Below are 20,671 nucleotides of genomic sequence, written 5' to 3' on the forward strand. Positions count from 1 at the left end.
CGAGATTTAATCGTTGTCTAAAAGATATAATTCTTGCCAACCTATTGCTTCATTGATGCCTTTCTTAAATGCAATTAATTCAAGTTCCGTTTCAAAAGAAAATTCTTTAACATTAATTTCTAATTCATCTTTTGTTAAGGGAATATTTGAAATAAATTTATCAACTTCTTCTTTCCCAAATATTATTTTTAAAGAGTACTTCATTTATTAAATATATTTTGATGATGATATTCTAAAAATTCAATTGAAGGGCTAAATCTATCAGGTAAGACTATTGGCTGATTTTCGTATTCAATAAAATATTTTTGAATGTTTTTTTCTTTTCTTTTTTCTAAAATAGAATCAGATAGTTTAACCTTAAAATCAGAAGTTATAGTTATTAAACCCTTATCAAATGCTTTATCGTGAATGTTATTTAAACAAATACCATTTTTAGGATTCAATCTTTCTTGTATGTTTTTTGACCACGGAATAATGTGGCTTGCTACTAATAATGAAGTGATAGAAATTCCTGTAATACTACACTTTCCATTGTATGATGCTAAAATTCTTTGACGAAAATCATTTTGATTAACTCTTGTTTTCACAATTCTTTCTTTTTCTCTGCCTTCCGTAAATTTTAATTCTGGTTCTAATTCAAGTATATCTTCTATGGACTTATTTTGAATAGTTGCTAGTATAGCTGAACTATCAAGTGCCAATTTTTCCCATTGTCCAAAATACTCGTTCCAAATTTCTTTATCGGAAGAACTTGCAGCACTCTTTCCCTTATTTCCAATTTTTTGTTTCTCTGAATCAAGGCTTGTAAAATTCATCAACTTATAAGCTAATGCTGCTGGTGTTCTATCAATAATTGGAGCTGTTTGTTTTATTAAAGAATTAGAGCTACCACTAATTTTATTGTAAGGAATTTTCCAATAAAGATTTAATGCAACAATTAACTGCTCTTTATTCCAATTATCTCTTGCCATATTTTTTTAAGCTGCTGATTGCGTTAGGGATTGAAGTGGAAATCCTTTTTGTGAGGAACGAACAAAAAGATTGGAACGAAAATCCCGACCCAATAGGGTAACGCTCAAATTATCTTTATGAAATCCAACAATATAAATTCTCTCTCTATTTTGAGGGACACCAAAATCTTTTACATTTACAATTTGAGGTTCTGGAACATAATAACCTAAATCATTTCTTAAAACATTTAGAATTGTTTCTAAAGTTTTTCCTTTGTCGTGACTTCTTAAACCTTTTAAATTTTCAAGAAAAATTGCTTTTGGTTTATGCTTTTTGATTATTTCAGCAACATCAAAAAACAATGTTCCTCTTGTATCATCGAAACCACCACGTTTTCCTGCAATTGAAAATGCTTGACAAGGAAAACCTGCACAAAGTAAATCGAATTCTTCTGGAATATAATTTTTAATTTGTTGTTTTGTAATGTCGCCAAATGGAACTTCTCCGAAGTTTACTTTGTAAGTTTTTTGAGCTTCTTTGTCCCATTCACTTGTAAAAACACATTTTCCGCCAAGATTTTGCATAGCAATTCTAAAACCACCAATTCCTGCAAATAAATCTATAAATTTAAAAGTATAGTTTTCTGGAGTAGGAAACGGAACGTTTTCAACTTCAAAAAGAAGTTGTTGCATTGCATCTTCAGCAACGATTGAAACTTTTTCTTCTTCTTGTTTGTAAGTTACAAAATCATTTAAAACTTCTAAAGCATCATCTTTATAATACTTTGAAACTCCGTTATGAATGTTGTGCAAATAATGAGTTAAAACCGCTTTTCCATTTTCATTTGGTTCAACAAGTCTTATTTGATAACGTTTGCCATCAAATTCGTCAATACTTATTTTTCCTTTTAACTTCATTTATAATTCAATTCTATTTTTCGCAAGTTCGTAATTTTTGCGTTATGAATTATCATAAATCAGAAAAGTATTTCACGATTTTTTCAACATCTTTTTAATATAGATTTTATGGTTTTTTGATAAGAAAAATGTCTTTTATTCTGATTTCTACGGGTTTCTGTTAACTACTTTATATTGTGAATAAAACTGACTTATTTTGTTCATAATAGGTATGTGATGCGCTTGTTTTTGTTTGGTTTACTGCTTGCTATCAAAAGTTTTCGCCACAAATTCCGCAAATTTTCACAAATTTAAAGTCTGTTGGTAAGCTTGAGTTGATAGAGTCGTTGTTGAGCTTTAATTTCATAATTTTGCACTAAATAAACGAACCTGTTTCTGATAGCATATTTATGAGTAATCCATTTTCTGATAACGGCCAAATAGGGGTGGTGACCACTTTTTCTGAACTGGTAAATACCCATTTTAAGGAAGAAAGGAATGCCCTGTGCTGGTACCGAAATTTGGAAGGCGATTTCAAGGAGATTGTAGGCCAACTGCAACTAAAAGAAAACATAACCGAAGTTGATCCTGAGGATTTACTGTCACTTCAACTATCGGAAAAAGGAAAATTGGCAAGGGAAATCATCTTGAATGATTGGCGATTATTGTCCGATTTTGGAGCTTCGCCCTCTCTTAATTTGCTTAAATGTTATGAGCGTGACGATGAATTCGATTTCATATCCACCGATGTGTATTCGTATCATGTAGATCGTTCACCCATTGCAACAGATACTTTTTTGTGTACCTATCACGGAGCTGCAAGCGACATTATTGCCAATGAACAAGCAGAGCAAAAAATACTGATTCCCGAAATTCGAAAGAAGTTGGCAGCACTTTATGAAGGTCCATCAGAGGAATTTGAAACCTTTTTAAAGGAAAATTTCTTCGATTTGCATTATCAGGCTCACCCCAATGCCGCACCCATTAATTTGGGGTTGGGACATCTATGGCGTCTGGCCGTGGATCATCCTAAACAAGAGGTTCTGCCTTGTATTCACAGAGCACCCATAGAAAATGAAGGAGAATATCGTTTGTTACTGATTTGTTAATTGTTATATTTTACCTATTATCGATTACTCAACTTCGCTTTTTCCTTGATAATGTCACTAATTTTGCGGTTTTCGATTTTGCTTTCTAGCCAAGAAATGATATCTAGATAAAGGAACGCTCTTTTCTCGTAGGTGTTTTTCTCTAATTCGACAAAACGTTCTTTTACCTTAATGAATTCTTTTTTGATGTCACTTGGATAAATGGTGCTTAATTTTTTCAAAAAGCGAATGATTTCCTTTTGTACTTCATGCAAATCGTTCATTTTGATTAAAAATTTATAGGTGCTCACCAACTGATTTTCTAAGTTGAAATCTTTTCCAGATTCGTAATGCGCAATCAAACACAACAATCGGGCAAAGCAAGCCAAATCTTCGCGAACATAAAGGTTTTTGTTATTGATGATTTTCTCTAAATAAAACACACATTCATTGTATTTTTCGTTGCCAAAATAAATACAAGCAATTTTGTAGTAAAACAACATTTCGTGATGCTCGTCCAAATGCTCATTGTGCAAATCTATTTTGTCTAACACTTCTGGAATCAAGTATTCAGCTTCAGCAAATGTGCCTTCGAGGATGTGATAATTGAGTTTGTTATTGTACAAATACAGAAATGAAAGCGAAGTGATATTGTCATTGACAGGAAACTGAGGATCATTGATTGTTTCTTCTAGCATTTCTAGATATTTCTTGAAATTGGTCTTGTATTTGAGCATAAAAAGCGATTCCAATAAATAATGATTTCCTTTCAAGAAAAACACTGGATTTAGGAAAATCATATTTCTATTGTCATAAAAAAGCGTAACCCATTTATGCGAAAACTTGTAACACGACAAGAAATCCTGAACTAAGAAACTTCGCCAAAGATTAGCATTGAAATACCAATATCGCTCACGGAATCCATACTTTTTTTCGTCAAATTTGGAGATGTGTTTTTTGAAATAATCATCTATGTATTTGTACTCTTCGTCACTTCGTACATAACCTGTTTTCAGCATAATGCCGTACAATTGCAAAGACAAATTCGATAATTTGCTCGAAATAGTATTCTTATAATTCAGCTCTTTTGCCTGAATAACTAATTCATCGGCTCGACCTTGAATACTTCGCGTAATATATTGTGATTCAATTAGTTTTTCGAATTCGACAATTTCATAAGCCATGTATTTTTCGTCATTCTCTAAAGCTTGTTGTTTGGTTTTATCCAAGATTTTCAAACTTTGCTTGTACAAACCTTTGTTGTAAAGTATGGCAGCAAAATCAATTTGTTCTCTTAGCTGATAGCGAATGTTTTGGCTAGGAATATTCAAGCGAATGCTCACCAATATTTGTTTGTATAAATACGATTTAAGATTGGATAATTGCACTTTTTTGATGATACCGCTTTTCAGAATAAGTTTCTCGTCATAGGCTTCCGATTTGTCCAAAATATTGAATAATTCGATAAATTTTGTATTCGAACTCGTTTCAAGACGACTCGCAAAAATCTTGAATTGCCTTTTTTCAGACTTAGAAAGTGATTTTATTAAAACAAATAAAGAATCTTTTTGATGGTTAGCCATTGTAAAATAAAGTAATGTAATATGTTGTAATTAAGATAGTTATAATGCTTTTATATTCCTTATAAACAGTATAATTCCTAAATAATGAATTTTGTAATAGAGTAATGAAATGTATTTTTGTTCAAAGATGTGAAATTACATTAAATATTTTAAAATGAATAGAGAGAAAGTCCAAATTTTTGATACCACTTTAAGAGACGGCGAACAAGTCCCAGGATGTAAACTAGATACTGCGCAAAAATTAGTTATTGCCAATCGACTGGACGAAATGGGAGTTGATATTATTGAAGCAGGTTTTCCAGTTTCAAGTCCCGGCGATTTTTTATCCGTTTCTGAAATCAGCAAGATTGTAAAAAATGCCACTGTTTGCGGACTTACAAGAGCTGTAAAAAATGATATAGATGTTGCTGGAGCAGCTTTGAAATATGCCAAAAAACCACGTATTCATACTGGAATTGGAACATCAAATTCACATATAGTACACAAATTAAATACCACAAGAGAAGATATTATTGCTAGAGCAAAATATGCGGTTTCTTATGCAAAATCTTATGTCGAAGATGTAGAATTTTATGCTGAAGATGCAGGCCGAACAGAGAATGATTTCTTGGCACGAGTCTGTGAGGAAGTCATAAAATCAGGAGCTACCGTATTGAATATTCCAGACACAACAGGATATTGTTTGCCAGAAGAATATGGTGCAAAAATAAAATACCTAAAAGAAAATGTAAAAGGAATTGAAAACGTAATTATTTCTTGTCATTGTCATAATGATTTAGGTATGGCGACTGCCAATTCTATTGCAGGAGTAATAAATGGTGCAAGACAAATAGAATGTACTATCAATGGAATAGGAGAAAGAGCAGGAAACACAGCACTTGAAGAAGTGGTAATGATCCTAAAACAACATCCTTATTTGAATTTAGACACCAGTATCAATTCTCGACAATTGAATGAAATGAGTAGATTGGTCTCAGATAGTATGGGAATGATTGTGCAACCCAATAAAGCAATTGTCGGAGCAAACGCCTTTTCACACAGTTCTGGAATTCACCAAGACGGAGTTATAAAAAATAGGGAAACCTATGAAATTATGGATCCTTTAGAAGTGGGTGTCACCGAATCTTCTATCATTCTTACAGCAAGAAGTGGTAGAGCAGCATTGGCTTACAGAGCTAAAAAAGTGGGTTATGAATTGACAAAAGTGCAATTGGATATTGTCTATGTCGAATTCTTGAAATTCGCAGACCTTAAAAAAGAAGTTTTAGATTCAGATATTCATCAAATTGTTGAAGCCTGTAAAATTGAAGGCGATATCATTAGATGCTAATTTAAAAGCAAAAAAAAGTAATACTATTAAAATAGTAATCTCGGCTTCCTAAATATAAGAAGGCTGAGAAAGGAAAAAAAACAATAATGGAAAATAATAAAATATCAGGTGCAGAAGCGGTTATTAGATGCTTATTAGCCGAAGGTGTTGACTTGGTTTATGGATATCCAGGTGGAGCCATAATGCCAGTTTACGACGAATTATATAAATTTCAAGATCAATTGCACCACGTTTTGGTGCGTCACGAACAAGGTGCGGCTCATGCTGCCCAAGGTTATGCTAGAGTTACTGGAAAAGTAGGGGTGGCTATTGCTACTTCAGGACCAGGAGCCACGAATTTAGTTACAGGAATAGCCGATGCTCAAATCGATTCGACTCCTTTGGTTTGTATTACAGGTCAAGTCGGAAAACATTTATTGGGTTCGGATGCATTTCAGGAAACGGATATCATCGGAATTTCGACGCCAGTAACTAAATGGAACTATCAAGTTACCGAAGCTCACGAAATACCAGAAATCATTGCCAAAGCTTTTTATATCGCCAAATCAGGTCGTCCAGGTCCGGTTTTGATTGATATTACCAAAAATGCTCAATTCGATACTTTAGATTTTGATTATAAAAAATGTACGGGAATTAGAAGTTACCTTCCTAAACCGATTTTGAATCTTCAAAAAGTACAAGAAGCAGCCGATTTAATTAATAATGCCAAAAAACCATTCATCGTTTTTGGTCAAGGTATTATTTTAAGTCAAGCCGAAGAGCAATTAAAAAGATTCGTAGAAAAATCAGGAATTCCAGCTGCTTGGACTATTTTGGGACTTTCAGCTTTGCCAACAGAACACCCATTAAATGTGGGAATGGTGGGAATGCACGGTAATTACGGCCCCAATATATTGACTAATGAATGCGATGTATTAATCGCACTTGGAATGCGTTTTGACGACCGAGTTACAGGAAATTTGGCTACTTATGCCAAACAAGCCAAAATAATTCATTTCGAAATTGACCCTTCTGAAGTGGATAAAAACGTGAAAACAGATGTTGCCGTTTTAGCCGATGTAAAAGAATCTTTGACAGCTATAATTCCTTTAATTGACAAAAAATCGCACGATTCTTGGCACAATGAATTTAAGGAAAAATATAAAATTGAATTTGATGCCGTTATCAACGAAGAATTGATTCCAACAAATGGCAAAGGAATTTCGATGGGAGAAACTATCGAAATGATTAATAAACACTCAAAAGGCGATGCCATAATGGTTTCGGACGTAGGACAACATCAAATGTTTGCTTGTCGTTATGCCAAATTCAATTCATCCAAAAGTAACGTTACTTCTGGCGGATTGGGAACTATGGGATTTGCTTTGCCTGCTGCAATTGGTGCCAAAATGGGACAACCCAATCGCGAAGTAGTAGCTATTATTGGCGATGGAGGTTTTCAAATGAACATACAAGAACTGGGTACAATTTTTCAAACCCAAGTGCCTGTGAAAATTGTGGTTTTGAACAATGAATTTTTAGGGATGGTACGCCAATGGCAAGAATTGTTTTTCGATAATCGTTATGCATCAACCAAAATGATCAATCCAAATTTTGTGGCCATTGCTGAAGGATATCACATCAAATCGAAAAGAATTAGCCAAAGAGAAGATTTGGATGCTGCAGTTGCCGAAATGTTGGCTTCAAAAGATTCTTACTTCTTGGAAGTTATGGTAGAGAAAGAAAACAATGTATTCCCAATGATACCAACAGGAGCTTCGGTTTCTGATATGAGATTATCCTAAAAAGTTTAAAAGGTTAAAAGGTTATAGGATTAAAGTTATTGAATTTTAAGCGATTAAACTTTTAAACGATTAAACCTTTAAACAAAAAATAAAAAATGGAAAATAAAATATTCACCATTTCTGTTTATTCAGAAAACAACGTTGGCTTATTGAATCGAATTTCAGGAATTTTCTTGAAACGCCACATCAATATATTGAGTTTAAATGTATCCGAATCGGAAATTGAAAATGTTTCCCGTTTCATTATTGTGGTAAACACTACCGAAAAATGGGTACAAAACATTGTAGGTCAAATCGAAAAACAAATAGAAGTTATCAAAGCTTTCTATCATATTGATGAAGAAACTATCTTTCTTGAAAGTGCAATTTTCAAAATTGAATCTAGCTTATTATTCGACGAAAGACAAATTCAAAACATTATAAAAGAAAGTCATTCGGAGATAGTCACTGTATCTAGAGACTTTTTTGTGATATCAAAATCAGGAAAACGCTCCGAAATCAATGACTTATACAACAAATTAAAACCTTATGGAATTATGCAATTTGTTCGTTCAGGACGAATTTCAGTTTCTAAAGAAAAAATGGAAATATCCACAATATTAGAAGAACTAAAATAGATTACAGTTAGCAGAAAGCAGATTTCATATTGTAATGCAAAAAAAAAAAAACAATTATAAAATTATAAATCATTCAATTATTAAATATTAAAAAATGGCAAATTATTTCAATTCATTACCACTTAGATTACAATTAGAACAATTAGGCGTTTGCGAATTCATGGATCAATCCGAATTTGCAGATGGAATCGAAGCACTTAAAGGGAAAAAAGTAGTTATCGTAGGTTGTGGAGCTCAAGGTTTGAACCAAGGTTTGAATATGAGAGATTCTGGCTTAGACATTTCTTATGCTTTGCGTGCTGAAGCAATTGCACAAAAAAGAGCTTCATTTATGAATGCTGCTGATAATGGTTTCAAAGTGGGAACTTATGAGGAATTAATTCCAACTGCTGATTTGGTTTGTAACCTTACACCAGACAAACAACATACTGCTGTTGTGGGAGCTATTATGCCTTTGATGAAAAAAGGAGCAACTTTGGCTTATTCTCACGGTTTCAACATCGTTGAAGAAGGAATGCAAATTCGTAAAGACTTAACCGTTATCATGTGTGCTCCAAAATGTCCAGGTTCTGAAGTTCGTGAAGAATACAAAAGAGGTTTTGGTGTTCCAACACTTATCGCAGTTCACCCTGAAAACGACCCGAATGGAGTAGGTTTGGCACAAGCCAAAGCATATGCAGTTGCAACTGGAGGAAACAGAGCGGGAGTTTTACGTTCTTCTTTCGTAGCAGAAGTAAAATCAGATTTAATGGGAGAGCAAACTATTCTTTGTGGTTTGTTGCAAACAGGTTCTATCTTGTGTTTTGACAAAATGGTTGCCGAAGGTGTTGATGCTGGATATGCTTCTAAATTAATTCAATACGGATGGGAAACTATTACTGAAGCCTTGAAACACGGTGGTATCACCAATATGATGGATAGATTATCTAATCCAGCTAAAATTACAGCTTTTAAAGTTTCAGAAGAATTAAAAGACATTATGCGTCCGTTATTCCAAAAACATATGGATGATATTATCTCTGGTGAATTTTCTAAAACTATGATGGAAGACTGGGCTAATGATGATGTAAATTTATTGTCTTGGAGAGCTGCAACTGGAGAAACTAATTTTGAAAAAACGCCAGCTGGAAATGTTGAAATTTCTGAGCAAGAATATTTTGACAATGGTGTGTTAATGGTGGCAATGGTAAAAGCTGGTGTTGAATTAGCTTTCGAAGCCATGACCGATTCAGGAATTATTGAAGAATCTGCTTATTACGAATCATTACACGAAACTCCATTAATTGCTAACACCATTGCAAGAAAAAAATTATTCGAAATGAACCGTGTAATTTCTGATACTGCTGAGTACGGGTGTTATTTGTTTGACCACGCTTGTAAACCATTAATCGCTGAGTATGTGAAAAATGCACCAAGTAATTTAGTAGGACGTCCATTCAATGACGGAAATAATGGTGTAGATAATAAAGAATTGATTGATGTAAATTATATCATCAGAAATCACCCAGTTGAAGAAGTTGGAGCATGGTTAAGAGAATCCATGACTGCAATGAAAAAAATTGGATAACAGAATAAAATAGTTGGGGATTATTGTATTGTATCGTTTTTATAATATTTTTGAATTAGTTAGAACAAAAAAAACAACATAAGATGCAGTCAAATCAAATTCACTTAACTTGAAACCCAAGTTGATGGTTAAGTGAAATAATCCCTAGGCATTTTAAAAAATAAAAGCGAAATAGATGAACTTCTATTTCGCTTTTTTAATATATTAACCTTTATAAATAGCTGAATTTAAATAGGTTGTATTTATCTAATTCAATCCCAATCTTGATTTCAATTTAAGAAAAAGCAGAGCAATTTTATAAGCATCTTCGGATGAAGAATTTCTATCACTAACAGGTATTTTATAAATTTTACATAATTCTTCGAGAGAAAATTGTTTGTTATTAATATCAAGCAACTTACGATGCATCACATCTATGTCCAAGGCTTCATTTTTTAATCTTCCACAATCTAGTCGTTCTAAAGCTACATTAATCATTTCTACATCAAAATCAATGTGATGACCTACTAAAACAGCATTTCCTATAAATTCAACAAGAGCCTGAATTGCTTCATATTCTCCCATTTTTTTCATTTTAGTTTCGATAGTAAATTCATTCGAAATTCCATTTTCGTGAAAGAATTTGTATTGAGCAATAACGGTCTCAAAGCTATCTCTAATAACAATACTGTTATTAATTATAGCAAAAGCGCCTAGAGATACAATTACATCCTTTTCAAGACTCAAACCAGTCGTTTCGGCAGAAATCACCACAAATCGATTTGATTTTTTTTCAAATTTAGAAAGGTATCTTTTCCAAAAATCAGGATATTCCTTGTTGATATTTTTTATCCAGTCTAGCATTATGAAAATTGAGTAAGTTGAAATTTATTTTTAATTAAATCTTCTAATTCATCCATTGGAGCAAGGGCACTTTTTATAATTTCCTTATCGGCTTTAGATAATTCTAGCAAATTTATATATTGTCCAGAACTGTCATTTTTTAGTCCTTCCATAGTTCTGTATTTCGATAAGATCAAAAATGCTTTAGCACAGTTAAGATACACTTCGGAGTTTTTAGGATCGGCCATTGCTAATTGTTTGAAGCGAAGATAAGTATTGTTTATGCCACGCATAGAATGGCTTAAACTAAACAAACGTGCTCCATCAATCAATGGCATTAATGCTTTTGTCTTTATATCAAATTTGTCTTTATTGGGTCCTTTTTCTTCGACATTAAACTTCTTAAAAAAGGTTAAAGGGGAGTTTCTTTTTAAGGCATCATTGCCAAGAAAATCAAAAAATAATGTATTGTTTCTTAAATTATTATACACCACATTCTCTATAGCTTCTTCTATTTTTTTTTCGCCAATTACAATTTCAAAATCAAAAAATATACTACTCAATTCATTGCTATTTTCACCTGGAGTATTCATCCAACTGTTGTATTGATTTGTCCAATCAGTCAATGACTTACACCAAAGCATATTGCTTCCCATATGTCCGTACGGACAAGGTTCATATCCAATTTTTTCTAGAATTGAAGTGGTTCTTTTTCCTAACTTTAAAAAGTAATCTTTTACATCTCTATATTTATCGGCTGTTACATCTTCAAAAATCAAAATACTATCTTGATCAGTTGTCAATAATTGTTCTTTTCGTCCCTGACTACCAATACATAACCAAGCAAAACGAGCAGGAGGGGAGCCTAAATCCAAAATCGATAATTCGACTGAACGCTTAATAATGGCTAGATTTATTTCGCTAGCAAGGTTATTTACATGAGAAAGTGGAATGTTTTTATGAATTGATTTTTGAATCAATTCGGTCAAGCGTTCTCGTATTGATTTTAGATCTTTTGGATTTTGAGAACGTTTGATTTCTTTTATTAAGACACCAGGATTACTAGCTTGAGCAACGATTAAATCATGTTCAGAAATAACTCCTTTTACAGCAGATTTATCCGTTCCGTCTTGAGTAACACACAAATGAGTTACATTGTATTTTAGCATTAGTAATTGTGCTTCGGCCAACGAAACATTTTCAACTACAGTAACTACAGGAGATGACATAATCTTATCTACTGTAGATGAAATAGGAATTCTACCTGTAGCAATTTTGGCACACATATCAGTATTTGTTACAATCCCAACAGGAAAAGTATTTTCGCAAACCACAGCACTTGTAGAAAGAGCATTAGTCATTAATTGAGCTACCTCTTGAATGATGCTCGAAGCAGTTGATATTATTGGGGTAACATTATAAGTTAAAGACTGAAAATACTGAATTTCAGACTGTTGTTCTGAATAATAGACATTATCTGATATTAGAGAACCTCGTGTATTTTCTTTATCGCTTGGATTACTTGTGTTAGAAGCAAAACTATGCAAAAGAAAGTCTAAAACATCTGAATTATTGGCTACAAACGGACGAAAAGTAGCAATAGGAATGGCATAAATGATGGTTTCTTCACGGGCTTTAGCCGTCATCATATAATTATTCTTGGCAAAAAACGGGCGCAAACCAAAAATATCCCCTTCATAACATTTATTCAATAAGGTTTCCTCAGCATCTGCTATGACTGAAAGGTTAATAACACCCGAAGCAACAACATAAAAACTGTCATGTAAAGCATCGTTAATTTGAAATAACACTTTATGTTTTTCAAGATTTATTACGCGAATACTCAACGATATTTCAGTCAGCTCTTGAAAAGTTAAATTATCAAATGGCGGATATTTTTTAAGAAAATCGGCAATGTGTTCAGCAATTGTGTTCATATTGAAAAGATATAGTCGAAGGTAAAAATAATAAATTAATAAATGATAATACTAGCATTAACAGAGTAAAACAATCTATTTGTAAAATTCATAATATTTTCTTAAATAAATGCACGAATTGCAATAAATATAATGAAGTTATTCTAATTTTATGAATTAAACTAATCTATTTAAAATTATGAGATTACAAAAGAAAATTCAATTATTATGCATTGCTTTTTTGACTATAGCTTTTGCTAATGCACAAAAGAACCCAGCAAGTCCAGCAGCAACAGCAACAGGAAAAATTAATGATGCTACAATTAGCATTAATTATAACAGCCCATCCGTAAAAGGGAGAGTGATTTGGGGTGAATTAGTCCCTTATAATGCAGTTTGGAGAGCTGGAGCTAATGAAGCTACAACATTTGAAACAGACAAAGACCTAGTTATTGAAGGCTCAAAATTGCCTGCAGGGAAATATTCTTTTTTTGTTATTCCAAATGAAAAAGAATGTGTTCTAATTTTTAATAAAACAGCTAAACAATGGGGAGCTTATAAATACAATCAAGCCGAAGATCAATTACGTGTAACTGTAAAACAGCAAAAAGCAGATTCGAATACTGAAAGTTTGATTTATATTATCAACAAGAATTCAGTTGTTTTATGTTGGGAAAAATGGAATATTCCTTTTACTGTAAAATAAATTTCTACAAAATATTCACTAAAGCATCTTCAAGAGTTTTTGAAGATGCTTTTTTATTGAATTATATAATGAGAGTAGAGTTTAAAAGAATTTATCAGTCATATATTTTTATTGCAAACAGTAAAACAACTAAACATTCTATTTTACATAATATAAATTATAGTGCAAAAAACATTATTTAAATAGCAAGTATAGATTGGTCTAAAACTGCAATAAAATCAATATAAAACAAAGAAACGAACAATAAAAAACTACTGTTCGTTTCAAAATAAAATAACATTAAAATTTAAACTGTTTTAGCCGTTTTATAAGTACTGACACCATATAAAGTAACAACTCCCAAACAAATTAATGGTAAAATAAACGAAAAATTAACCTCTGGAATAAATCCGAAAATTTTCAAATCTGAAAATCCTGGACCGCCCCAGTCTAAAACACTAGCTTGCAGCAATGGCATTAATGCGCCACCAACAATAGCCATAACCAAACCTGAAGAACCAATTTTAGCTTCGTCACCCATATCTTTTAGTGCAATTCCGTAAATCGTTGGAAACATAATTGACATAAAAATAGATATCGAAATTAAGGAAATTAAGCCCGACATTCCTTGCAAAAGTATTGCTCCAGCAGCACAAATCATTCCTCCAACACCAAAATAGATTAACATTCTTGAAGGATTTATAGTTTTCATCATAGCTGTTCCAATCCATCTTCCTGTTAAAAATAATAACATTGCGCCAATATTGTAGTTGGTTGCTGTAATATTTAATCCGAATGTGTGATTAATATTATCAACATATTGATACATAAAAGTCCAACACAAAATTTGAGCACCAACGTAAAATGCTTGTGCAACAACTCCAAATTTGTAATTTTTATTGGCCCATAATTTTTTAAAGGATTCAGAGATTGACATTTTTTCTTCGTGAACCGTTTTTGGCATTTTAGTAAATAAAATAATAATCAAAATAGCCAACACAAATATTCCTAATCCAATATACGGAATACTTATAATCCCTAAATCGTGCTCTCTAATAGATGCTAATTCGTTTGATGACAAGGTTTTGAATGTTTCTGGAGTATATTTATTTGATTTTATACTGCCTATTACCAATTCCTGCGCCAACACCAATCCGGTTATCGCTCCAATTGGGTTAAATGCTTGAGCAAAATTCAAACGTTGTGTAGCCGTTTCTTTATTTCCAAGAAATAAAATTAAAGGATTTGATGTGGTTTCCAAAAAGGCCAAACCACAAGTAATAACCCATAATGAAATAAGAAAAAAAGTATAACTTTGGTAATGTGCAGCTGGATAAAATAAAAAGGCACCAGTTGCATACAATACAAGTCCTAATAAAATTCCCGATTTGTAACTGTATTTTCTAATAAAAAGAGCTGCTGGAAAAGCCATAAAAAAGTAACCAAAATAAAACGCCATTTGAACGAATGAGGCTTGTAAATTAGAAAGTTCGGGCATTACTTTTTAAAGGTGGACACCATTGGAGCGGTTAACTCATTTGCAATTCCCCAAAGGGCAAATAATATGGTAATGATGACAAATTGAAAGGCTAGTTCTTTACTAACTACTGGGATTTTTTTGAATTGGTTCATTGTTGATTTATTAATTATTTTTCATTTTATTTTTTTTGCGTAAAACATCTTCCGAATAAAAAGGAATCTGATAATTTGCAGGTAAATTTAAGCTACAACATCTTAAAATATTGCATTTCTCAAGTAGTTTTTTTTAATAAATTATAAAAAAAGCTATTTAATCAGAGTTCAATTATTCTTATTTTTTACTGAAATCAGATAAGATATTAACTATATCGTTTGAATTATCAAAATACTTATTCTTGTATAAAATGAACTTCAAAATATGATAATTATCAATATTTGAGCGGTATCAACTGTCTAAATTTGCTTATCATTTGTTAAGCTATCCAACTTTAGATAGACTTATTAATGTTTTTAATAAAAAATACTAATCATGAAAAAGAGACTCCTCTGTTTGCTATTTATCAGCTCTATTTTTGCATTCGGTCAAACTAAAACTGCTGATGATTCATTAACTCCTTTGCAAAAACTCGAAGAAGGAAACAACCGATTTACAGCTGGAAAACCAGTTCATCCAGACGAAACACTAGAAAGATTAAGAGAACTAAAAAAAGGACAACACCCTTTTGCAATTGTAGTTAGTTGTTCAGATTCTAGAGTGCCTGCGGAGTTAGTTTTTGACCAAGGTCTTGGTGATATTTTTTCGATTAGAACTGCAGGAAATGTCATGGGAGACTACGAATTGGGCAGTATTGAATATGCTGTTGAGCATTTGGATTGCAAACTAATTGTTGTTATGGGGCACAAAGATTGTGGTGCAATAAAAGCATTTATCAATTCGAAAGGGCATTACGAGCATTCGGATCACATCAAAAAAATAATTGAATACATCGAAAGCGAGAACGAAGAAAAAAAACTGGCAAATAACCACGAATTAAGTATTGATAAAGCTATTGATGCCAATATCGAGCATGGAGTTTTGTTCTTAAAAACGGCTGAACCTATTCTAAAAGAATTTTACGATACAAAAAAAGTTGAAATAGTTGGTGCTATCTACGATATCGAAACTGGTAAAGTGACTTTCGATAAAAATACCAAGATTTAATTGTGCTATTATAAATACTGTCTTTGCGACAAACAAATAATAATGAAAAATTTTCTTTTCTACTTTGTACTTGTTTTAACTCCTCTACTATTATTTGGACAGAAACAACCCCAAGAATCAATCATAAAAAGCACTCCTGTATTACCATCATCTAAAATTGCAATTCTTAAAGATGTAGATGTAATCTTTAATACCCGAATGGCTTTTGACAATTATTTTGTAGATAGTGAGCCTATGAGTTCTCAATTTTCGGTCAATCAACTTCGATTTGAAATCAAAGGAAAAGTTCACGAAAAAGTATATTTTAGATTCAGAAACCGTTATACCAAAATCCCTGATCCCAATACTATCGACAACATTAGTCGCGCTGTTGATTTGGCTTATTTAAGCATAGAACTTGCCCCTCAAACCAAATTGACTTTCGGAAAAATGATTGGAGATTGGGGTGGTTATGAGCTTTTGACCAATCCAATTGAGATTTTGTCTTATAACGTCATCAACGACAAATCAGATAATTTCCAGGTTGGTGCTGCCCTAACTTATTCGTTGTTAGATCATAAAAATACTTTTAATTTTCAAGTTTTAAATGCTAGAACTAAAACTTTTCAAGAGCAATACGGGACTACTGCGCCTCCTGGAATTACTCAAACAAAAACACCTTTGAGTGTGGTTGCGAATTGGAAAGGGCATCTTTTTGATGGAAAACTTGAAACTACTTACAGTTTTGCTCATTTCATTGATGCCGAAAATGCTAATAGAAATTATATTGGTTTAGGAAATAAAATCAAAACCGGAAAACTGATTCTTTTTTATGACTTTCAATATAGTAAAGAAGATTTAGACCAAAAATGTGTAATTACAAATACTGTAAAAACGAAATACAGCTATGCTGCTCAAGAAGTTTCCTATATTGATAACTGGATACGAGCTGAATATAAAATCCAACCCAAAGTTGATATATTACTTTCTCTAATGACTAACAATTCCTATTGGAATGGAAATCCAGATCCTAACAAAAGCAATCGTTTACTAACTTCATACGGTATTATTCCAACAATTGAATACACTCCTTTTTTGGATTTAAATCTTAAATTCTATGTTGGATATATAGCAAAAAAGTATGATTACTCTAGTTATGCAGAAAACAATTTTAATGCAAAAGACATTTCTACAGGTCAATTAAGTTTTGGAATTATTGCTCCACTCCTTGTTTTGTAATGCAACGACTTTTATTAATTTTTTAATTCACTTTTTTATAACTCCAAACCGCAATTCCGTTCAATACAAAAGCATAACCAACAATCATAAAAAACGGTTTGGATATATCCGAAAACGTGGCTCCTTTTAGCATTACCATTCTAAAATAGAAGTTGCTAGTTACGCCAATATCTTTAAAATCGTAATACTTCAGTCATTATTCCAAAACGGATTGTACTAATTTGATGTTGAAAATAAATATTATAGTAATCCATTCCGTGATAGAATTGAACAAAGAAGCCTATATCTTCTAAAAATTTTGGATGATAATAAATAATTAAATTAAGATTAAGTCTGTTTAAATTAAATGTATCCCAATTATTAATGTTATCTAACATCCAAGTAGTTTCTGCTTTTAGAGAGAAGTTTGCTTTTTGATCTTTTCGATTTGTAAAATTACTTTTCATTGGAAGTTTATAAGCTAAAAAAGTATTGTGCCACCGAAGTCCGCTATATTGTCCGTGAAGTTCTTGTAGCATCCATTCCTTTGGATGGATTTCAATAGAACTTTTGATAGTTTTGAAAGCTTTAAGTTGGTTACTAAATGATGATTTCAAAAATCCGAATTCTAGATAATTTGTAGAAAAATTTCCTGTTTGCAAATTGACTTCACCATTTTCGTCATAAAAAGCGCCTTGTTGACCATTAGAATGATGGGCTATTTTACCAAATAACGTTTGTTTGTTAGGTGCATCTTTATTTCCCATTAAAAAATATAATGCTAATTGAGGGATGTAACTGGGCGTTTTCACAGGATTTGAATGTTCGTCAAACATCCGTATAATAATTTGAGGAGTAAAAACTGCCATTAATCTTGAATCTTTACGTTCTCGAATTTTAAAGTTAGGACTTACATTTGCTTCAAATAGTAGAGGTTCTAAATTTCCAATATCAAAAGGAAAAGTCACATAACTTTCGCCCTGATTTATTTGGGCTATTTTATCCAGATTAAGACAAGTTATTGAGTCGGTTTCTGTTTGGGCTGCCAAACTATTTGATGTTAGAATGCCAAACAAGATTAGCAGATTAATTTTTTTCATTGTGATAGTTTGTCAAAAGAATAAATAGACTTTTAAAAATTAGAGTCGAATGTTATCACGTTTTAAAGAGTTGGCTCTAGTATCTGAAAAACATTTAATTTAATTTTTTATAACTCCAAACCGCCATTCCATTTACAAATACTGCAAATCCTGAAATAATTAACAAGTTGGGTAATACCTCTGCAAATCCAGACCCCTTTAGCAGCACCATTCTTATAAACTCTACAAAATAGCGAATTGGGTTTAACAAAGTAAGCTTTTGAGCCCACTGCGGCATACTTTCTATGGGAGTAAACAAGCCGCTCATCAAAATAAAAATTACTATAAAAAACCAAGCAATGAACATCGCTTGTTGTTGGGTTTCGGTATGATTGGAGATATACAATCCGAATCCTAAAATTAAAAGTAAATACACCGATGTGAAGCCATAAACCAGTAAAATATTGCCAAGCATAGGAACGTCAAAAACTACTTTGGATATTACTAAACCCACCGTTAAAATGACTAATCCAAGAACCCAAAACGGAAATAATTTTCCAATAATAAACTGATATTTTTTTATAGGTGTTACATTTATTTGCTCTAATGTTCCTAGCTCCTTTTCTCTAACAATATTCATCGACGACAGAAATAAGGTTAGCATCGTAACCAATAAAACCAATATACCAGGCACCATAAAGGTTTTGTAATTTAAGGTTTTGTTGTACCAAAAGGACGGAATAACCATTATATTTTGTGCCACTTCTTTGTTTTCGGAGAAGTATTTTGATTGCATTTGAATGTTTTGATTGTAGGTGTTTAGTATCTGTGTCACATATACACTTTCCACGCCAGCTGTTGCGGCATCAATGGCATTAATACTAACGGAAATACTTGTTTTTTGTTCTTTTTGGAGGTTACGATTGAAGTGGACAGGAATGTTTACAATAATATCTGTTTTCCCTTTTTGCATTTCTTCGACAGCTTCTTTTTCAGAAAAATGAGGTTCTGTGACTTTAAAATAAGTGGAGGATTTAAAAGCATTTATTAAATCTCTAGAATCACGACTTTGGTCATTGTCAACAAAGGTGATAGCAATGTTTTTAACGTCGAAAGTGGCTGCATTGGACAAAATTAATAATTGTAAAATGGGTAAAATAAATATCAGTTGGAGCATACTTTTATCTCTAAAAATTTGCTTGAACTCTTTTTGTATGATGAATAATATTGTTTTCATTTTGTGTTTTTTAGCCCTGATTGCAGTGGAAATCCTTTTCTTTTTTGCTGCCAAAAAAGAAAAGATTGTAGCGGAAAGCAGGAAATAGCTCCTAATAATTATTCTAATCTAATTTTATATTTTTTAATACTAACGGCAATAAAAATTGTTGTCATCCCAATCAATACAAGGGTTTCTTTCCAAATATATTGAATTCCAACTCCTTTGAGCATAATGGCTTTTACAATAATAATGAACCATTTTGCAGGAATGATGTTGCTGATAACTTGCATTGGCAAAGGCATACTATTTATAGGGAAAATGAATCCGGATAGAATGATTACCGGCAGCATCAATCCCATTAAGGAAAGCATCATTGCGGTTTGTTGTGAATTAGAAACGGTGGAAATTAATATGCCCAACGAAAGAGCCGAAATGATGAATAAAATGCTTTCAAAAGCTAACAAAAATATACTTCCATTAATTGGCATTTTAAAAACAAAATAGCCCAATGTCAAAATTACAATGGCATTGATAATCGAAAGAAAAATATACGGAAATACTTTGCCAATAATTACCTGAAATGGTTTTAATGGAGAAACCAGAAGGATTTCCATAGTTCCCAATTCTTTTTCTCGTGTGATAGAAATAGAGGTCATCATTGCGGAAACCAGCATTAAAATTACGGTCATAACACCAGGAACAAAATTAAAAACACTTTTGAGTTCTGGATTGTAAAACATTCTGGTTTGCACTTCAACTTTTACTTGATTGCTATTGGATTGCTTTTTTTGAGCTTGATAATTTTGAATAATTGCCGAAGTATAATTGGCTATGGTATTGGCTACATTAGGTTCGGTTGCATCAGTGATAGCTTGAATAATAGCTACTTTTTTTGTTTCTAAATTTTTACTGAAATTAGGTTCAAAAATTAGTACTGCCTTAATTTTTCCTTTTTTAAATTCCGATTCTATATCACTTTCTTTATCAATTTGGTTTTCAACATTAAAATAGGGTGATGCTTTTATTTTGTAAATAATTTTTTGAGTTTCAACATCATTTGACTGGTCTAAAATGGCAATATCAACATTGTTAATTTCATTTGTTATGGCAAAACCAAAGAGTAAAATTTGAGCAATGGGCATACCAAACAGAATAAACAAGGACCGTTTATCCCTGAATATATGGTAGAATTCTTTTTTTACAAATCCGATAAATCTTTTCATTCGTTATTTTGTTTCAAGTTCAAAGTTGTTGCAG

Annotated in this window: 17 protein-coding genes and 1 pseudogene; 8 read left to right on the forward strand and 10 right to left on the reverse strand. The window is 32.2% G+C overall.

The genetic code is table 11. From position 1 onward, the window contains the following. Positions 1–6 precede the first annotated feature (6 nt). Genes C3L50_RS11835 through C3L50_RS11845 form a run of 3 tightly spaced genes read right to left on the reverse strand, consistent with a single transcriptional unit; the run spans position 7 to position 1,868 of the window. Positions 7–204 (reverse strand): hypothetical protein, encoded by a 198-nt coding sequence (locus tag C3L50_RS11835; protein WP_103806388.1) that lies wholly within the window; start codon positions 202–204, stop codon positions 7–9. Then, a complete protein-coding gene (locus tag C3L50_RS11840) occupies positions 201–971 on the reverse strand; it encodes an HNH endonuclease (RefSeq protein WP_103806389.1) in 771 nt (256 codons plus the stop codon). The genes C3L50_RS11835 and C3L50_RS11840 overlap by 4 nt, the downstream gene beginning before the upstream one ends. A 6-nt stretch (positions 972–977) precedes the next feature. Continuing rightward, positions 978–1,868, reverse strand: a complete 891-nt coding sequence (locus tag C3L50_RS11845) for a DNA cytosine methyltransferase (RefSeq protein WP_243400375.1) — start codon at positions 1,866–1,868, stop codon at positions 978–980. A 389-nt stretch (positions 1,869–2,257) separates the two neighbouring features. Here C3L50_RS11845 and C3L50_RS11850 point away from each other — a divergent pair, with 389 nt between their 5' ends. Continuing rightward, entirely contained in the window at positions 2,258–2,956 is a 699-nt protein-coding gene (locus tag C3L50_RS11850; RefSeq protein ID WP_103806390.1) for a DUF1826 domain-containing protein, read from the forward strand. A gap of 17 nt (positions 2,957–2,973) precedes the next feature. Here the strand turns inward: C3L50_RS11850 and C3L50_RS11855 are convergent, their stop codons facing one another. Beyond that, positions 2,974–4,518 carry a hypothetical protein gene (locus C3L50_RS11855; RefSeq protein WP_103806391.1) on the reverse strand — a complete coding sequence of 515 codons (1,545 nt, stop codon included), beginning with the start codon at positions 4,516–4,518 and terminating at the stop codon, positions 2,974–2,976. 154 nt (positions 4,519–4,672) lie between these two features. Here C3L50_RS11855 and C3L50_RS11860 point away from each other — a divergent pair, with 154 nt between their 5' ends. The 4 genes from C3L50_RS11860 to ilvC all read left to right on the forward strand — a co-directional run bounded on the left by C3L50_RS11860 (position 4,673) and on the right by ilvC (position 9,816). After that, positions 4,673–5,848: a 2-isopropylmalate synthase gene (locus tag C3L50_RS11860; RefSeq protein WP_103806392.1), complete on the forward strand. Its 1,176-nt coding sequence runs from the start codon at positions 4,673–4,675 to the stop codon at positions 5,846–5,848. A gap of 86 nt (positions 5,849–5,934) precedes the next feature. Next, positions 5,935–7,632, forward strand: a complete 1,698-nt coding sequence (ilvB, locus tag C3L50_RS11865; protein WP_103806393.1) for a biosynthetic-type acetolactate synthase large subunit — start codon at positions 5,935–5,937, stop codon at positions 7,630–7,632. Between the two features lie 95 nt (positions 7,633–7,727). Beyond that, positions 7,728–8,249 carry an acetolactate synthase small subunit gene (gene ilvN / locus C3L50_RS11870; protein WP_103806394.1) on the forward strand — a complete coding sequence of 174 codons (522 nt, stop codon included), beginning with the start codon at positions 7,728–7,730 and terminating at the stop codon, positions 8,247–8,249. A gap of 94 nt (positions 8,250–8,343) precedes the next feature. Further along, on the forward strand, positions 8,344–9,816 hold the full coding sequence (gene ilvC, locus C3L50_RS11875) for a ketol-acid reductoisomerase (RefSeq protein ID WP_103806395.1): 1,473 nt from the start codon (positions 8,344–8,346) through the stop codon (positions 9,814–9,816). A gap of 246 nt (positions 9,817–10,062) precedes the next feature. On the opposite strand, the gene C3L50_RS11880 is transcribed toward ilvC, so the two are convergent. Beyond that, positions 10,063–10,659, reverse strand: a complete 597-nt coding sequence (locus tag C3L50_RS11880) for a 3'-5' exonuclease (RefSeq protein ID WP_103806396.1) — start codon at positions 10,657–10,659, stop codon at positions 10,063–10,065. After that, complete coding sequence (locus tag C3L50_RS11885; protein WP_103806397.1) at positions 10,659–12,575, reverse strand: DUF294 nucleotidyltransferase-like domain-containing protein; 1,917 nt, start codon at positions 12,573–12,575, stop codon at positions 10,659–10,661. The genes C3L50_RS11880 and C3L50_RS11885 overlap by 1 nt, the downstream gene beginning before the upstream one ends. 178 nt (positions 12,576–12,753) lie before the next feature. On the opposite strand from C3L50_RS11885, the gene C3L50_RS11890 reads away from it, so the two are divergent. Continuing rightward, positions 12,754–13,260: a DUF2911 domain-containing protein gene (locus C3L50_RS11890; RefSeq protein ID WP_103806398.1), complete on the forward strand. Its 507-nt coding sequence runs from the start codon at positions 12,754–12,756 to the stop codon at positions 13,258–13,260. Positions 13,261–13,546: 286 nt separating this feature from the next. On the opposite strand, the pseudogene fucP reads toward C3L50_RS11890, so the two are convergent. Continuing rightward, positions 13,547–14,871: pseudogene (gene fucP / locus C3L50_RS11895) on the reverse strand (L-fucose:H+ symporter permease). A 376-nt stretch (positions 14,872–15,247) separates the two neighbouring features. On the opposite strand from fucP, the gene C3L50_RS11900 reads away from it, so the two are divergent. Beyond that, complete coding sequence (locus C3L50_RS11900) at positions 15,248–15,919, forward strand: carbonic anhydrase (protein ID WP_103806399.1); 672 nt, start codon at positions 15,248–15,250, stop codon at positions 15,917–15,919. A 42-nt stretch (positions 15,920–15,961) separates the two neighbouring features. Further along, positions 15,962–17,137, forward strand: a complete 1,176-nt coding sequence (locus C3L50_RS11905; RefSeq protein WP_103806400.1) for a porin — start codon at positions 15,962–15,964, stop codon at positions 17,135–17,137. 173 nt (positions 17,138–17,310) lie between these two features. On the opposite strand, the gene C3L50_RS11915 is transcribed toward C3L50_RS11905, so the two are convergent. The 3 genes from C3L50_RS11915 to C3L50_RS11925 all read right to left on the reverse strand — a co-directional run bounded on the left by C3L50_RS11915 (position 17,311) and on the right by C3L50_RS11925 (position 20,637). Beyond that, entirely contained in the window at positions 17,311–18,216 is a 906-nt protein-coding gene (locus C3L50_RS11915) for a hypothetical protein (RefSeq protein ID WP_103806401.1), read from the reverse strand. 94 nt (positions 18,217–18,310) lie between these two features. After that, positions 18,311–19,432, reverse strand: a complete 1,122-nt coding sequence (locus tag C3L50_RS11920) for an ABC transporter permease (RefSeq protein ID WP_103806402.1) — start codon at positions 19,430–19,432, stop codon at positions 18,311–18,313. Positions 19,433–19,530: 98 nt separating this feature from the next. Then, a complete protein-coding gene (locus C3L50_RS11925; RefSeq protein ID WP_103806403.1) occupies positions 19,531–20,637 on the reverse strand; it encodes an ABC transporter permease in 1,107 nt (368 codons plus the stop codon). Positions 20,638–20,671 lie beyond the last annotated feature (34 nt).

Source organism: Flavobacterium alvei, from assembly GCF_002920895.1.
In the GTDB taxonomy this organism is placed as follows: Bacteria; Bacteroidota; Bacteroidia; order Flavobacteriales; family Flavobacteriaceae; genus Flavobacterium; species Flavobacterium alvei.

Coding starts and splice junctions, on each gene's coding strand:
- C3L50_RS11890 (WP_103806398.1), top strand. CDS start 12,754: ATGAGATTACAAAAGAAAATTCAATTATTATGCATTGCTTTTTTGACT.
- C3L50_RS11855 (WP_103806391.1), bottom strand. CDS start 4,518: ATGGCTAACCATCAAAAAGATTCTTTATTTGTTTTAATAAAATCACTT.
- C3L50_RS11850 (WP_103806390.1), top strand. CDS start 2,258: ATGAGTAATCCATTTTCTGATAACGGCCAAATAGGGGTGGTGACCACT.
- ilvN (WP_103806394.1), top strand. CDS start 7,728: ATGGAAAATAAAATATTCACCATTTCTGTTTATTCAGAAAACAACGTT.
- C3L50_RS11845 (WP_243400375.1), bottom strand. CDS start 1,868: ATGAAGTTAAAAGGAAAAATAAGTATTGACGAATTTGATGGCAAACGT.
- ilvB (WP_103806393.1), top strand. CDS start 5,935: ATGGAAAATAATAAAATATCAGGTGCAGAAGCGGTTATTAGATGCTTA.
- C3L50_RS11900 (WP_103806399.1), top strand. CDS start 15,248: ATGAAAAAGAGACTCCTCTGTTTGCTATTTATCAGCTCTATTTTTGCA.
- C3L50_RS11835 (WP_103806388.1), bottom strand. CDS start 204: ATGAAGTACTCTTTAAAAATAATATTTGGGAAAGAAGAAGTTGATAAA.
- ilvC (WP_103806395.1), top strand. CDS start 8,344: ATGGCAAATTATTTCAATTCATTACCACTTAGATTACAATTAGAACAA.
- C3L50_RS11925 (WP_103806403.1), bottom strand. CDS start 20,637: ATGAAAAGATTTATCGGATTTGTAAAAAAAGAATTCTACCATATATTC.
- C3L50_RS11880 (WP_103806396.1), bottom strand. CDS start 10,659: ATGCTAGACTGGATAAAAAATATCAACAAGGAATATCCTGATTTTTGG.
- C3L50_RS11860 (WP_103806392.1), top strand. CDS start 4,673: ATGAATAGAGAGAAAGTCCAAATTTTTGATACCACTTTAAGAGACGGC.
- C3L50_RS11885 (WP_103806397.1), bottom strand. CDS start 12,575: ATGAACACAATTGCTGAACACATTGCCGATTTTCTTAAAAAATATCCG.
- C3L50_RS11840 (WP_103806389.1), bottom strand. CDS start 971: ATGGCAAGAGATAATTGGAATAAAGAGCAGTTAATTGTTGCATTAAAT.
- C3L50_RS11920 (WP_103806402.1), bottom strand. CDS start 19,432: ATGAAAACAATATTATTCATCATACAAAAAGAGTTCAAGCAAATTTTT.
- C3L50_RS11905 (WP_103806400.1), top strand. CDS start 15,962: ATGAAAAATTTTCTTTTCTACTTTGTACTTGTTTTAACTCCTCTACTA.
- C3L50_RS11915 (WP_103806401.1), bottom strand. CDS start 18,216: ATGAAAAAAATTAATCTGCTAATCTTGTTTGGCATTCTAACATCAAAT.